Genomic DNA, 13,821 nt, shown 5'->3' with positions numbered 1-13,821 from the left:
GACCTCAATTTATCCACCACACGAATGCTCCTATCATTATTATTTTGAAAGTAATGCATACCACATGAAATCAAACAAACCATTGCTTCTCAGTCCCACTGACGTTATTTTTAAGGCCATTCACTGAATTACTTACAATACTAATTAATACAAGGTGTTATCCATGCAAATTATTTATCCTGATGATTATTCAAACCAAGGCAGACCGGATGAAAATTTTGCCGAAGAGTTTACCTGCGCCAAAGATAGAGGAATACGCTGTTTTCTACTTTCCTCAGAAGCCGCAGCATTAGGAAAAACCCGTTTTTCGGGCCGCTTTGAACCAGGCGTACCGGTAATCTGGCGTGGTTGGATGTTGAATGCAGAGGAATATCGCCAGTTGCACCGTGCGGTAACGGCTAATGGAGGGGAAATGCTTGAGTCCCCGGATGAGTATTTGCGTAATCACCATATAACCGGCTGGTATGAGCCATGTAAGTCATATACCGCAGAGACCGTGCTCACCACGGCTGATACAGATTTCGACACTCTGGTCACCCAACTTTGTTGGCCCGCCTACTTTGTTAAGGATTATGTGAAATCGCTGACCACATCCCGAGGCTCGGTAGCTCACAATGCCGCTGAAATCAGAGAGATTCTTAAACTGATTATGCATTACAGAGGGGAGCTTGAAGGCGGCGTTAGCTTAAGACGCTTTGAAAACTTGTTTGACGACAGTGAGCGCCGATACTTTTCGCTTAACGGCCAGGTTTTTTCCGCCGATGGTGAAATACCTGACATCGTTCATCAGATCGCATCGCGTATTAAAACGCCTTTTTATTCGATCGATATCGCCAAAAATGCCAATGGCGAATTGCGCCTAATCGAAATAGGCGATGGCCAGGTATCAGATACCAAAGAGTGGAGCGTTGCAGACCTGGTTACTGCATTTTGTATAGCAGGCGGTTAACCACCCCATTAAATTCGAGTGGTTATAAGTAAGGCCAAGTGTATCCCCAAAAACCTCCATCGTGTGAATAACCAGGTGATGCTGGCCGTCTGCATCGCTGTACCTTATCGATATGTGATGTCACTACCTCCCCAGTATGCACTGGGGGTATTAGTGCAAAAAAATGCGCTATGTTAAAAGGGCATTCTTTCCGGCCTGACAGCATCTATCGCAGCAGATTTCCAGATAAGCAAACGTCTCGACACATCTAAATCAGCAATATTAGAATATCTGACTACAATACTGATGCTCACCATAAGCAAACATGAGTAGGTAAAAACACCCAGTAAATTTTCTTTACTGGGTGCGAAGCCCCCCCTCTTTATCATCGTCGTGATGGCAGAGTGTGCGTATTCATTTATAAAACATATAGAACTTACTCTTTTTTGAGAAAATTATACTTCTCGAGCGTTTTCTTTACCTCTATCTTGAGTTCATTCTCATCCAAATCGCTACCATCCCGATTTGGGGAAGATGTATAGCAATCCGCCAAGCTGAAAAGCTCTGCTGCACAATACCCAACATCATTACTATCATTTCTTAATGTCCCGTCATCGCGCTCTTTCCTCCACACATTAAGATACTGTGACTCATACTCATCAGCGGTTAATTTAGAGTCGAGTAATGCCTGCGCGATTTCAATCAACTTCATACTCATAACAGTACTCCTTTTTCCATATGGTTTTTATACTGTGGCGTCCCAGGGCTTAATTTCATTCCCGTCGAGAAATATCCATCACGTCTAATTACAACAACATTATTGGTCCTTGAGTTAAAAAAGACTTTGGAGTCTTTTTCTCTTATGTAAGTCCCTCTCTCTACCGTATCTTTATCATTCAAATGGGCCTCTAGCGCATCGCGATATTGAGTCAGAGTCTCTCTGTTTTTTCTAGTGTCCGCAACACCAAAGTCACTCGCGTGCTTGTACTTTTTATCCAGTTGCTGACGCGTAAAACACCCCGAGTCCAGCGGATCACTGACCATCACATAGACAGCTTCAACTCCGGTTTCCAGCGCATCCGGCTGCCACAGGATAAAGTCTTGCAGATCCTGCACCACATCCGCCGGGAAGGTGATGACCACGATGCTGTCCGCCTGCCTGATGCCGGTGCCGGTATGCACTGGCGATTTGGCTTGGAACAAGAGAAACCAGTTCCAGATCCGCTTTATGCAACCAGCGGCCCCCCTTACTGCCCTCTGGCGCTCACTTTACCCGGAGTTTAACTCAAACTACGTAACACCTTCTGATAACTAGATTAGTTGATTGAAATGCGAAAAAAACGCCCAAAAAACGCTAGTTTGCTGGACGCAGATGAAATGCTCATCACCATTTATTAATCATAAGATGATTAAACGTAGTTACCCTTGTTTGAAGCAAGGCTTGCCATTTTTGGTTCGCCACTCCTTAATTTCTTCGATAACGGCTTCAGGGCTTCCATTATTATTTCCTTCTGGATAATAAATTAGATCTGAACCACTAGGGTGCTCAGTAATATTGATAAAACTCTCGAGGTTGTTATCTTGAGTTTTCTCATCTCCGTCACAATTAATGATTGCTTCAATGAGTTTTTTGAATTCAATTTCAGTGTAATCACTGATGTTTTTTTTCAGTTCCATTACTATTTACCTCTATGAATGTCAATATGGTGTTTAGGTGTAAGCACACGGAGATTGTCCATATCATAGACTCCACCATCCTGACTGATTAGTTTATCATGATGAAGTTCGAATGAACGCCGCCCCCCAACAGTATCTTTATTTCTAGCACGTGGAGCCAACCCTTGGCTCATTCGTTTTTTTATTAGCTGGAATAAATTGTTTGCTCAGCTCAGGATCTTTCCCCACCTCAGTCCAGAACGCCTTACGAAACGCGTCAAAGCTCGCAAACTCCCGCCCACGCAGTTTGTCCGCAATCTGACGGGGAACCGGGGAACCCAGTTCCTGACCTGCTGAATTCAACCAGCCGTCTCCCACTTGCTGTCCTTTGCCGCTCACTTTACCCGGAGTATATCTCGGACTGCGCACCATCACATAGACAGCTTCAACTCCGGTTTCCAGCGCATCCGGCTGCCACAGGATAAAGTCTTGCAGATCCTGCACCACATCCGCCGGGAAGGTGGTGACCACGATGCTGTCCGCCTGCCTGATGCCGGTGCCGGTATGCACTGGCGACTTAGGCCCCGGTGAGCCGTTGCCGGTATGCGCCGGCGCTGCCGGCCCGGTCGGCACCGGGTTGATCAGTATCGTTCTGGCCGGCGCGCCCGCCACCGCCGGCAGCGTGATTTTGTCCAGCCCCGTCAGCTCATCGCGAACAGGTCTGAATACCGGCACACTCGGCGATACACCGCCGACGCCCGTTCTGACGAAGTTAACGCTCTGTCTCCCGTCATCGTCAGTGGTGATAAATCCGCGCACCGGCAAATCGACCGAGGTCATGCCGGGCTGGATGGTCGCCCTGCCCGCCGCCGCCAGGCTCGCCTGAAGGGCAAACAGATTGACATCCCGCCCGGGCACCTGGGCACTCCCGGCTCCGGCCTCCGTCGGGTAAAAGCCGAGGGCAAAAGCCCCCAGCACCGATCCGGCGGCGACCGCGGTGCCAGCGCGTATACTGCCGACTTCGGAGGCCGCCCGCCACGACGCACTCGCTGCCCAGCCGGCCAGTTCGCTTGTGGTCGTCATCACACCTTGCCCTACCATCGACGTCTGCAGCATCGCAGGCGCACGGTTAAGCACCATGGCGCCTGCGGCGGACAACGCCGCATTGGCCGCTTTTAGCTTTTCCGGAGAGTAGGCCGGTGCATCCAGAATCCCCGCTTTGGCGAACAACGCTTTTCTGGCGACTTCCGCCTTGCGGGCTTCTTCAGCTTTACGTGCTTCTTCGGCTTTACGGGCTTCCTCGGCCTTGCGAGTTTCTTCAGCTTTACGGGCTTCCTCGGCTCTACGAGCCTCTTCGGCCACTTCTCGTTCTACCTGTTTAAATTGTTGATAGGCTGAGGTTAAAGAAGGCACTTCGACATTACGTTGCCGGTAGCCTGTGCGATCGCTCCCTTTTCCGCCGCCGTTGATCTCATACTGTTCCGTAACTTCGGTCATCACCCTATTATTATCAAGCCAGAAACCCGGAGGAATTGTTCCATTAAGCACCTCGGAATAGGTGGCTAATGGCGCCTTATCCTCTGCGGCAGAATTGTTGCCGTTATTGTTGCCGTTGGGTACGCTCTGATAATTACCGATTCTATGATTGGTATCGATATTGCCAGCGAACACGATTCCGCCTTGAGCAGGCAACCCCACGCCAAGTACATTTTTAACTTGTGGGACAGAGGAAATAGCCTTGCTGACGGCGGCTTCATCGGCTGTACGAATTTCACCAACTTGCACCTGTATTTTTCCGTCAGCCTCAACACTTTTCAACGCTACCTTTGCATAAGTTGTAACCGTACGTACTTTTTTTTGTAACTCCTTCAGTATATTACTAACTTTAGGGTCATTTTTGATAGCGTTAACCTGTCGCCGTATTGCCGCTCCTTGGGAATCTCCACTGCTGCTACTGTCCCTGCCACCATTACCGTTCCCATTACCACCATCCCAGTTGGTACTATTATCTTTACCGGGATTTAAACCGTGTACTCCATCGATATGCACATCCCCCATGCCAGGAATATTTATATCCATAGATCCACCGTGCCCTACATTGGGCCCCTGATCTGAAGCCCCACCTTTAACACCGCCAGTTGGGCCACGGCTGTCTTTTCCATCTCCGCCACTCATGTGTCAGTCCTTTATTTCGTTATTCGGCAGCAGAGTAAATTCTTAAGTGCTTATTACCAGCAGCACCATCGATTAATACTCTGCACAACCTACAAAAATTTTATTAATCAGGCGTTCACAATCGCTTTTTCCAAAGCAACCAATCGAGCTTCAAATGCTTCGCGCTCGGCATCTCGAAGTGAGCGCTCTTCCTTCAGCGCCTCAACCAGCAGCGCCACCACACCGTTGATATTGATGCCCCGGGCATCCTTGAGCACGCTGCCGTCGTTGAGCTTCAATTCGGTTTGGGTGACCGACTGCGGCAACACGTTCTCCACTTCCTGAGCGATCACCCCGGCTTCCGGCACGCCCTGTTTGAGATAGGTGTAGCCGCCGATACCAGCCAGCTTGTCCAATGCGCCGTCAATTTGGGTGATGTCCGTTTTCATGCGGGCATCGGAGCTGCTGTGCCATGCGCCGTTGGCGTAGGCGTGGCCGTCGTTGCGGAATTCATACCATCCTTGCGCCCCGCCGTTAGCCACGTGCAGCCCCACAAAGTGGTGCTGACCGATGCGTTCATAATGATAAAAGTCGGCAAACAGATCGCCCTTGCCCTGTATACGCATCGCGTTGGTAATACGATCGGCATTATTATTAGTGTCGAAGTTACCTGCGGCCACGATCCAACCATTGGCGTTACGCTTTACCAACTGCCCGACAGAAAGCTCGCTATTCGATCTCACTTGCAGCTCGTTCCAGTTCCCTTGCCAATCGCGGTACGAAAGCAAACCGTAGTCTTCTTTACCGGCGACAACCCGTGAGCCCATCATCATGGTGGTGGTTTTGTTGCCGCTGGTGAAATCGGTATATACCGGAGGCGCAGAGTACATTTGCCCATTGATCAGCGGCGCTGGCCCAGTTATCACCGCCCGAATGCCCGCGTTATGCGATACCATCGCTCCACCGGAAATATCAACGCCGTTACCGAGTGCAACCCTGCCGGAAGCCAAGCTGAAAGCGAAAGGACGCAAGGTGTTCCATTGTCCGTTTTGAGCTTGCCCGGCAGGGGTTGTCAGTAAGTAAAAAGCTTCGCCGTCGTTGCGCAGCATCACGCCGGTATTGCCATTTGCCAGCCGAAAACCGTTGGCCGATTTGGAGACGATTTCACCGTCGCTGACCACGCGCTGGCGCAGCGTAGACAGCGACTTCAGTTCGGCAATATCGTCGTTAACGCCGTTAATCACCTGAGCATTTTTTCTTTTCTTCTGCCATGATTGTTACCCTCTTACGTCCTGTTTGATGGCGGTTAACAGCGCTCATTCCCCCAGCATCCCCTGGCCACTGGGCTCACCGCACCGAAGCTGTAAAACCGGTTAAGCACACAGCAATACTGTATGCATAAACAGCACTTTATCTCGAAGGATAATGGGATTCCCTCACCGCGGGTTGTGTGGTGAACGAAACAACCATGAGACTGGGAGTCATAAAGAGAGCAGAAGAAGAGAACGGCGGGCAGGCAGAGCCCGCCGGGCGTATCAGAAAAGGGAATGCGGGCCGGCGCAAGCCGGCCGGGGAACGAAGGTGTTTACCGCGCCCGCTCGGCGGCCAGCGCCGCGATGCGCATAATCACCGCTACCGCTTGCTCCATGCCCTCCAGCGTCACGAATTCGTGCTTGCCGTGGTAGTTGTAGCCGCCGGTGAACAGGTTCGGGCACGGCAGGCCGCGGAACGACAGCTGCGCGCCGTCGGTGCCGCCGCGGATCGGTTTCATCACCGGTTCGATGTCGCAGTCGCGCATCGCCTGCTGCGCCAGCGCGATCGCGTGCGGATGCTCCGCCACCTGTTCGCGCATGTTGTAATAACTGTCTTCGATGCTGACTTCAATATAACAATCGCGCGGCAGGCCTTTGCCGACCTCGCGGGCGATCTCCACCATCTTGCGTTTGCGCGCCTCGAATCCCTCGCGCTCGAAGTCGCGCAGGATGTAGTGCATTTCGGCGCGTTCCACGCTGCCCTTGATGCTGCTGAGGTGGTAAAAGCCCTGGTAACCCTCGGTGGTCTCCGGCGTTTCGTCCGCCGGCAGCGCCTGATGAATGCGGGTAGCCAGCGACAGCGCGTTGACCATCACGCCCTTGGCGCTGCCGGGGTGCACGCTGTTGCCGAGGATTTTGATCGTCACCGAGGCGGCATTGAAGTTTTCGCACTCCAGCTCACCGACGCCGCCGCCGTCCACCGTGTAAGCCCATTCGGCATTGAAGGCCGCCACGTCGAACAGCTGCGCCCCCTTGCCCACCTCTTCATCCGGGGTGAAGGCCACGCGGATGTCGCCGTGCGGGATTTTGCGCGCGCGCAGGCGCGCCATGGCGGTGAGGATCTCGGCAATGCCGGCCTTGTCGTCGGCGCCCAGCAGCGTTTTGCCGTCGGTGGTGATCAGGGTCTGCCCCAACATCTGGTGCAGGATCGGGAACATCACCGGCGACAGCACTTCATCGCCAATACCGAGCGCAATATCGCCGCCGCGATAGTTCTCGACGATCTGCGGATTGACGTGTTTGCCGCTGAAATCCGGCGAAGTATCCAGATGGGCGATAAAACCGACCGCCGGCACCGGCCAGGCGACGTTGCCCGGCCAGGTGCCCATCACGCAGCCGTGCTCGCTGAGCGACACCCGCTCGAAGCCGAGCGCGATCATTTCCTGCTGCAACGCACGCGCCAGCTTCAACTGCCCGTCGGTGCTCGGCACATGCTTTACGTTCGCTTTGGACTGGGTGTCGAAAGAGACGTAGTTGAAAAAGCGGTCAAGTAATTTATCCATGGTAGCGGCCCCTCAGAATATCGCGTTTCATTATGCTGAACCGATCAGGATCAAATATTGCGTCAGGTCATTTTTAACCAGAATTCGCCAATATCATTAATCTTTGTGATGATTTCAGAGGGAAATAACGCTGTCATCACAGGGTCATTTGTCGCTATCATGATGAAAAACGCGGCATCTGGGCCGGATCGGCTTTCAATTCCGGCATTCAGCGTCTATCATGCGCGCTCGAAAAATTTCCATTGGCGCAACTGGTTTGAGCTTCTTTTGAATCGCGGGCATGCCCGCAAGCTCCGGCAGTCTTTTCCAGTTGCGGTTCTATCTGCATTAGCCCACGGGATAGAGTAAGACGATAAATGACTGAGACATCCTCTCGAGCAGCCCTTGTTGAACTGCATGCCCTGAGCAAAGCGTTCGATGGCAAAACCATCATTGCCGATCTGGATCTGACGATTAATCACGGCGAATTCCTCACCATTCTTGGCCCCTCCGGCTGTGGCAAAACCACGGTGCTGCGTCTGATTGCCGGTCTGGAAGACGCCGATCGGGGCCGCATCGCGCTCGACGGCCAGGACATCACCGCCATTGCGGCCGAGCATCGCCACGTCAACACCGTGTTTCAGAGCTATGCCCTGTTTCCGCACATGTCGGTGTTCGACAACGTCGCCTTCGGCCTGCGCATGCAAAAGGTGCCGGCGGCCGAACTGACGCCGCGCGTCGAAGAGGCGCTGCGCATGGTGCAGCTGGATGCCTTCGCCAAGCGGCGGCCGGGCCAGCTCTCCGGTGGCCAACAGCAGCGTGTGGCCATCGCCCGCGCGGTGGTCAACAAGCCGAAAGTGCTGCTGCTGGACGAATCGCTGTCGGCGCTGGACTACAAGCTGCGCAAGCAGATGCAGAACGAACTGAAAGCGCTGCAGCGCAAGCTGGGCATCACCTTCGTGTTCGTCACCCACGATCAGGAAGAAGCGTTGACCATGTCGGATCGCATCGTGGTGATGCGCGAAGGCCGCATCGAGCAAGACGGCACGCCGCGTGAGATCTATGAAGAGCCGAAAAACCTGTTCGTCGCCAGCTTCATCGGCGAGATCAACATTTTCGACGCGGTGGTCCTGCAACGCCTCGATCCGCAGCGGGTGCGCGCCAACGTGGAAGGCCGCGAGTGCGACATCTATGCCGATCTGCCGGTAGAACCGGGCCAAAAGCTGAAGGTGCTGCTGCGCCCGGAGGATCTGCGGGTGGAAGAAGTGAACGACAGCGCGCAGCACGACGGGCTGATCGGTTACGTGCGTGAGCGCAACTACAAAGGCATGACGCTGGAATCGGTGGTCGAGCTGGAGAACGGCAAAACGGTGATGGTCAGCGAGTTCTTCAACGAAGACGATCCGGACGTCGATCACTCGCTCAATCAGAAGATGGCGGTGACCTGGGTCGAAAGCTGGGAGGTGGTGCTGGCCGATGAAGAAATCGCGTAAAGTCTTCCAGAATGTGGTGATCGTCGGCGTCGTCGCCTGGCTGTTGCTGTTCGTGTTCATGCCGAACCTGATGATCATCGGCGCCAGCTTCCTGACCCGTGATGACGCCAACCTGGTACAGATGGTGTTCACGCTGGATAACTACCGGCGCTTGTTCGATCCGCTGTATGCCCAGGTGCTGCTGCACTCGCTGAACATGGCGCTGATCGCCACCCTGTGCTGCCTGGTGATCGGCTATCCGTTCGCCTTTATTCTGGCGCGCTTGCCGCAGAAGGTGCGGCCGCTGCTGCTGTTTCTGCTGATCGTGCCCTTCTGGACCAACTCGCTGATCCGCATCTACGGCCTGAAGTTGTTTCTCAGCACCCGCGGCTACCTCAACGACGCGCTGCTGTGGATCGGCGTCATCGACAAGCCGCTGCGCATCATGTACACCTCGGAAGCGGTGATCCTCGGCCTGGTGTATATCCTGCTGCCGTTTATGGTGATGCCGCTCTATTCCAGCATCGAAAAGCTCGATAAATCCTGCCTGGAGGCGGCGCGCGATCTCGGCGCCAGCAAGCTCCAAACCTTTATCCGCATCATTGTGCCGCTGACCATGCCGGGCATTATCGCCGGCTGCCTGCTGGTGGTGCTGCCGGCGATGGGGCTGTTCTTCGTCGCCGATCTGATGGGCGGCGCCAAAAACCTGCTGATCGGCAACGTGATTAAAAGCCAGTTCCTCAATATCCGCGACTGGCCGTTCGGCGCGGCCACCAGCATCTGCCTGACGCTGGTGATGGGGCTGTTGCTGCTGGTCTATTACCGGGCCGCCCGCCTGCTGAACAAGAAGGAGGATCTGGCATGATCGGACGTCTGCTGCGCGGCGGCTTTATGACGCTGGTATACGCCTATCTGTATATCCCGATCGTCATCCTGATCGTCAACTCCTTCAATGCCTCGCGCTTTGGCATCAACTGGCAAGGGTTCACCACCAAGTGGTACAGCACGCTGCTCAACAACGACAGTCTGTTGCAGGCGGCGGGCCACTCGCTGACCATGGCGGTGCTCTCCGCCACCTTCGCCACGCTGATCGGCTCGCTGACCGCGGTGGCGCTGTACCGCTACCGCTTCCGCGGCAAACCGTTCGTCGGCGGCATGCTGTTTGTGGTGATGATGTCGCCGGACATCGTGATGGCCATCTCGCTGCTGGTGCTGTTCATGTTGCTGGGCATTTCGCTCGGCTTCTGGTCGCTGCTGTTCTCGCACATCACCTTCTGCCTGCCGTTCGTGGTCGTGACCGTCTACGCGCGCCTAAAAGGCTTCGACGTGAAGATGCTGGAAGCCGCGCGCGATCTCGGCGCAAGCGAGTTCACCATCCTGCGCAAAATCATTCTGCCGCTGGCGATGCCGGCGGTGGCGGCCGGTTGGCTGCTGAGCTTCACCCTGTCGATGGACGACGTGGTCGTCTCCTCCTTCGTCACCGGGCCGAGCTACGAGATTTTGCCGCTGAAGATCTATTCGATGGTGAAAGTCGGCGTCTCGCCGGAGGTTAACGCGCTGGCCACCATTTTGCTGCTGCTGTCGCTGACGCTGGTGATCGCCAGCCAGTGGGTGATGCGCGATCGCTCGCCCAAGGCCGAGTAATCCTTCCCGCCGGGCGCTGCGGCGCCCGTCTCTTTCATTGACCACAATGATATGAAAGCGGCCTTTGGTGATGGCCCTGACTCGGTTAACCCGCTGATTTGCCGCTGGGATAACCGCCTTTACCCACCCCGCCCCGGCCCCTATAATGGCCCTTTCTGGGGTATGGCGCGGCCGAAAACGGCGGCTCATACGGGTTCGGCTCACTACTGCTGAAGGATACGCTGCATGAAAAAGTGGTCACATCTGCTCGCAGCCGGGATGATGGCGCTGAGTTTCTGCTCTGCAAACGCCTCTGACGGCAAAACGCTGTATTTCTATAACTGGACTGAATACGTCCCGCCGGGTCTGCTGGAGCAGTTCACCAAAGAAACCGGCATCAAGGTGATTTATTCCACCTATGAATCCAACGAAAGCATGTACGCCAAGCTGAAGACCTACAAGGACGGCGCGTACGATCTGGTGGTGCCTTCCACTTACTTCATCGCCAAGATGAGCAAGGAAGGCATGCTGCAAAAAATCGACAAGAGCAAGCTCAGCCACTTCAAGGATCTCGATCCTACCCTGCTGAACAAGCCGTTCGATCCCAACAACGACTACTCCATCCCTTACATCTGGGGCGCCACCGCCATCGGCGTTAACAGCGACGCGCAGGATCCGTCCACCGTCACCTCCTGGGCCGATCTGTGGCAGCCGCAGTACAAAGGCCGCCTGCTGCTGACCGACGATGCGCGTGAAGTGTTCCAGATGGCGCTGCTCAAGCTGGGTTATTCGGGCAACACCACCGATCCGAAAGAGATTGAAGCCGCCTACCGCGAACTACAGAAATTGATGCCGAACGTGCTGGCCTTCAACTCCGACAACCCGGGCAACCCGTTTATGGAAGGGGAAGTCAACGTCGGCATGGTGTGGAACGGTTCGGCCTTCGTGGCGCGCCAGGCCGGCACGCCGCTGGAGATCGTCTGGCCGAAGGAAGGCGGGATCTTCTGGATGGACAGCCTGGCCATTCCGGCCAACGCGCGCAACGTCGAGGGGGCGCTGAAGCTGATCGACTTCCTGCTGCGGCCGGAAATCGCGGTGCAGGTGGCGGAAACCATCGGTTACCCGACGCCGAACCTGGCGGCGAAGAAGCTGCTGTCGCCGGAGATCGCCAACGATCCGTCTCTCTACCCGGATAAGACGGTGATTGAGCACGGCGAGTGGCAAAACGACGTCGGCGACGCCAGCACGCTGTACGAAAGCTACTTCCAAAAGCTGAAAGCCGGGCGCTAACGCGCCCCGCCATCCCATCAGGGCGCGCATTGCGCCCTGATGTCTTTAGGGCTTATCGGCCCGCGCCACCTTGCCCACCAGGAATTTGTGCACAAAACGCGGCACCACTTCGCTGGCCAGACCGTAGTGTTTCTCGTCGAACTGGCTTTCCACCTGACTCGGCTCCAGGTTCAGCTCCATCGCGTAGGCGCCGCCCAGCCGCGCCTCATGCACGAACCCGGCCGCCGGATAGACGTGGCCGGAGGTGCCGATGGCGACGAAGAAATCGGCTTTGCTCAGCGCCTGGTAGATGTCGTCCATGCCCAGCGGCATCTCGCCGAACCACACCACGTGCGGCCGCAGCGGCGCCGGGAACTGGCAGCAGTGGCAACGCTCGTCGACGCTGAGATCGCCGGGCCACTCGAACACCTGGCCCGACTGGGTGCAGCGCACCTTCAGCAATTCGCCGTGCATGTGCAGCACCCGCTTGCTGCCGGCGCGCTCATGCAGGTTATCGATGTTTTGCGTGACCAGCAGGAAGTTGTCCCCCAGCCACTCTTCCAGATCCGCCAGCGCGCGGTGCGCGGCGTTCGGGGCAATGTCCTCGGTCTGCAGCTGGCGGCGGCGTTCGTTGTAAAACGCATGCACCAGCGCCGGATCGCGCTGAAAACCTTCCGGCGTGGCGACGTCCTCCACCCGGTGCTCTTCCCACAGCCCATCCGCGGCGCGGAAGGTGCGAATGCCCGACTCGGCCGAAATGCCGGCCCCGGTCAACACCACCACAAACGGCTTTTTCAGCTCGGCCGCCGCCATGGTGTCACGGTGAAAAATGCGTGAACGAAAGCGCTGATGCAGCACATGCTTACTCTTGCGAAACTGACACAGCCGATGGCGAGTGTGCATTAACTCTCTCCTTACTTTTCCCTGTTTACCCTTCTTACTGAACGTTGCGGCGTTGTTGGCTGTATACATTCACGCCTGGCCGCAACGCCCATTACGTTGGGCGAGCCAAATTGAGGAACGCTGCGCCGCGCACGCCGCCGGCGTCGCCATAGCGCGCCTTCTCGATGCGCGGCAGCCGAGCCACCCGCAGCAGGTGCGCCGGCAGCCGCTGCGGCAACGCCTGGTAAATGGCGTCGAAGTTCGACAGCCCGCCGCCGATCACCACCAGGTGCGGATCCAGCACCGTCAGCAGGTTACCCAGGCAGATCGCCAGCACGTCCATAAAGCGATCGACATGCGCCACGGCCTGCGGCTCACCCGCCTGATAATGCGCAATGATCTCGGTGGCGGGCAAGCGCCGGCCATAAAAATGGGCGTACATCCATTCGAAACCGCGGCCCGATATGTAATTTTCAATGCAACCCTGATGGCCGCACCCGCAGGCGACGCGAGGCACATCACGCCCCAGCACCTCGAGCGCGTCCACCGGCAGGCGCAAATGGCCGAACTCGCCGGCGATATAGTTGCGCCCGGGCATCGTCTTGCCCTCGACGATCAGGCCGCCGCCTACGCCGGTGCCTAGGATGATGCCCAGCACCGTCGGGTAGCGGCGGAACTCGTCGTCCCAGGCCTCCGACAGCGCAAAGCAGTTGGCGTCGTTATCGACCCGCACCTCGCGCCCGATCAGCGCCGCCAGATCGCGCGGCAGCGGCCGCCCCATCGCCGCCGGCACATTGGCGGTAAACAGCGTGCCGTCATCGTCGTTGGGCAGGCCCGGAATGCCGATGCCGACGCTGCCGCGCAGGCCACAAAACGCATCCGCCTCGAGGGTCAGCTCGCACAGCGTAGCCAGCAGTTGCCGATAATCGTCGCACGGCGTCGGCACCCGCTTTTGCCAAATGCGCTGCAGGCTGTCGTCGAACACCCCCAACTCAATCTTGGTGCCGCCCATATCGAAACCGTAGTACATAACCCATCCCCAG

The 13,821-nt window shown here is 56.0% G+C and carries 13 protein-coding genes and 1 pseudogene; 6 read left to right on the top strand and 8 right to left on the bottom strand.

What is annotated here, in order from left to right:
- The first annotated feature begins 163 nt into the window (after positions 1-163).
- Complete coding sequence (locus SERRSCBI_RS09660) at positions 164-949, top strand: ATP-grasp domain-containing protein (protein WP_049866674.1); 786 nt, start codon at positions 164-166, stop codon at positions 947-949.
- Between the two features lie 415 nt (positions 950-1,364).
- On the opposite strand, the gene SERRSCBI_RS09655 is transcribed toward SERRSCBI_RS09660, so the two are convergent.
- The 6 genes and pseudogenes from SERRSCBI_RS09655 to pepT form a co-directional block, all read right to left on the bottom strand.
- The gene (locus tag SERRSCBI_RS09655; protein WP_033640608.1) at positions 1,365-1,646 is read right to left on the bottom strand and encodes a colicin immunity domain-containing protein; all 282 of its coding nucleotides are present in this window, start codon (positions 1,644-1,646) and stop codon (positions 1,365-1,367) included.
- Positions 1,643-2,131 (bottom strand): colicin D domain-containing protein, encoded by a 489-nt coding sequence (locus SERRSCBI_RS09650; RefSeq protein WP_232230761.1) that lies wholly within the window; start codon positions 2,129-2,131, stop codon positions 1,643-1,645. The genes SERRSCBI_RS09655 and SERRSCBI_RS09650 overlap by 4 nt, the downstream gene beginning before the upstream one ends.
- Positions 2,132-2,347: 216 nt before the next feature.
- Positions 2,348-2,605: a bacteriocin immunity protein gene (locus SERRSCBI_RS09645; RefSeq protein WP_042784274.1), complete on the bottom strand. Its 258-nt coding sequence runs from the start codon at positions 2,603-2,605 to the stop codon at positions 2,348-2,350.
- A 2-nt stretch (positions 2,606-2,607) separates the two neighbouring features.
- Positions 2,608-4,759, bottom strand: a pseudogene (locus SERRSCBI_RS09640) (S-type pyocin domain-containing protein).
- A gap of 107 nt (positions 4,760-4,866) precedes the next feature.
- Positions 4,867-5,982: a tail fiber domain-containing protein gene (locus SERRSCBI_RS09635; protein WP_042784271.1), complete on the bottom strand. Its 1,116-nt coding sequence runs from the start codon at positions 5,980-5,982 to the stop codon at positions 4,867-4,869.
- 341 nt (positions 5,983-6,323) lie between these two features.
- Positions 6,324-7,553 (bottom strand): peptidase T, encoded by a 1,230-nt coding sequence (gene pepT, locus SERRSCBI_RS09630; RefSeq protein WP_033642773.1) that lies wholly within the window; start codon positions 7,551-7,553, stop codon positions 6,324-6,326.
- A gap of 57 nt (positions 7,554-7,610) precedes the next feature.
- On the opposite strand from pepT, the gene SERRSCBI_RS24705 reads away from it, so the two are divergent.
- The 5 genes from SERRSCBI_RS24705 (at position 7,611) to potD (ending at position 11,917) form a co-directional block, all read left to right on the top strand.
- Positions 7,611-7,901 (top strand): hypothetical protein, encoded by a 291-nt coding sequence (locus SERRSCBI_RS24705; protein ID WP_127897190.1) that lies wholly within the window; start codon positions 7,611-7,613, stop codon positions 7,899-7,901.
- A gap of 8 nt (positions 7,902-7,909) precedes the next feature.
- Complete coding sequence (gene potA, locus SERRSCBI_RS09625; RefSeq protein ID WP_042784270.1) at positions 7,910-9,025, top strand: spermidine/putrescine ABC transporter ATP-binding protein PotA; 1,116 nt, start codon at positions 7,910-7,912, stop codon at positions 9,023-9,025.
- Positions 9,009-9,869 carry a spermidine/putrescine ABC transporter permease PotB gene (gene potB / locus SERRSCBI_RS09620; protein ID WP_033642771.1) on the top strand — a complete coding sequence of 287 codons (861 nt, stop codon included), beginning with the start codon at positions 9,009-9,011 and terminating at the stop codon, positions 9,867-9,869. The genes potA and potB overlap by 17 nt, the downstream gene beginning before the upstream one ends.
- Positions 9,866-10,648, top strand: coding sequence for a spermidine/putrescine ABC transporter permease PotC (potC, locus tag SERRSCBI_RS09615; RefSeq protein ID WP_033642769.1), 783 nt, complete (start codon positions 9,866-9,868; stop codon positions 10,646-10,648). The genes potB and potC overlap by 4 nt, the downstream gene beginning before the upstream one ends.
- A gap of 225 nt (positions 10,649-10,873) precedes the next feature.
- A complete protein-coding gene (gene potD / locus SERRSCBI_RS09610; RefSeq protein ID WP_033642768.1) occupies positions 10,874-11,917 on the top strand; it encodes a spermidine/putrescine ABC transporter substrate-binding protein PotD in 1,044 nt (347 codons plus the stop codon).
- A 45-nt stretch (positions 11,918-11,962) separates the two neighbouring features.
- Here potD and cobB read toward each other — a convergent pair whose 3' ends face one another.
- On the bottom strand, positions 11,963-12,799 hold the full coding sequence (gene cobB / locus SERRSCBI_RS09605) for a Sir2 family NAD+-dependent deacetylase (RefSeq protein ID WP_042784268.1): 837 nt from the start codon (positions 12,797-12,799) through the stop codon (positions 11,963-11,965).
- A gap of 91 nt (positions 12,800-12,890) precedes the next feature.
- Positions 12,891-13,808 (bottom strand): N-acetylglucosamine kinase, encoded by a 918-nt coding sequence (gene nagK / locus SERRSCBI_RS09600; protein ID WP_042784267.1) that lies wholly within the window; start codon positions 13,806-13,808, stop codon positions 12,891-12,893.
- Between the last annotated feature and the right edge of the window lie 13 nt (positions 13,809-13,821).

Origin of the sequence: Serratia sp. SCBI (genome assembly GCF_000747565.1) — a bacterium.
In the GTDB taxonomy this organism is placed as follows: Bacteria; Pseudomonadota; Gammaproteobacteria; order Enterobacterales; family Enterobacteriaceae; genus Serratia; species Serratia ureilytica.
The sequence above is the reverse complement of the archived record's forward strand: the minus strand, read 5'-3'. Positions and strand labels throughout refer to the sequence as shown.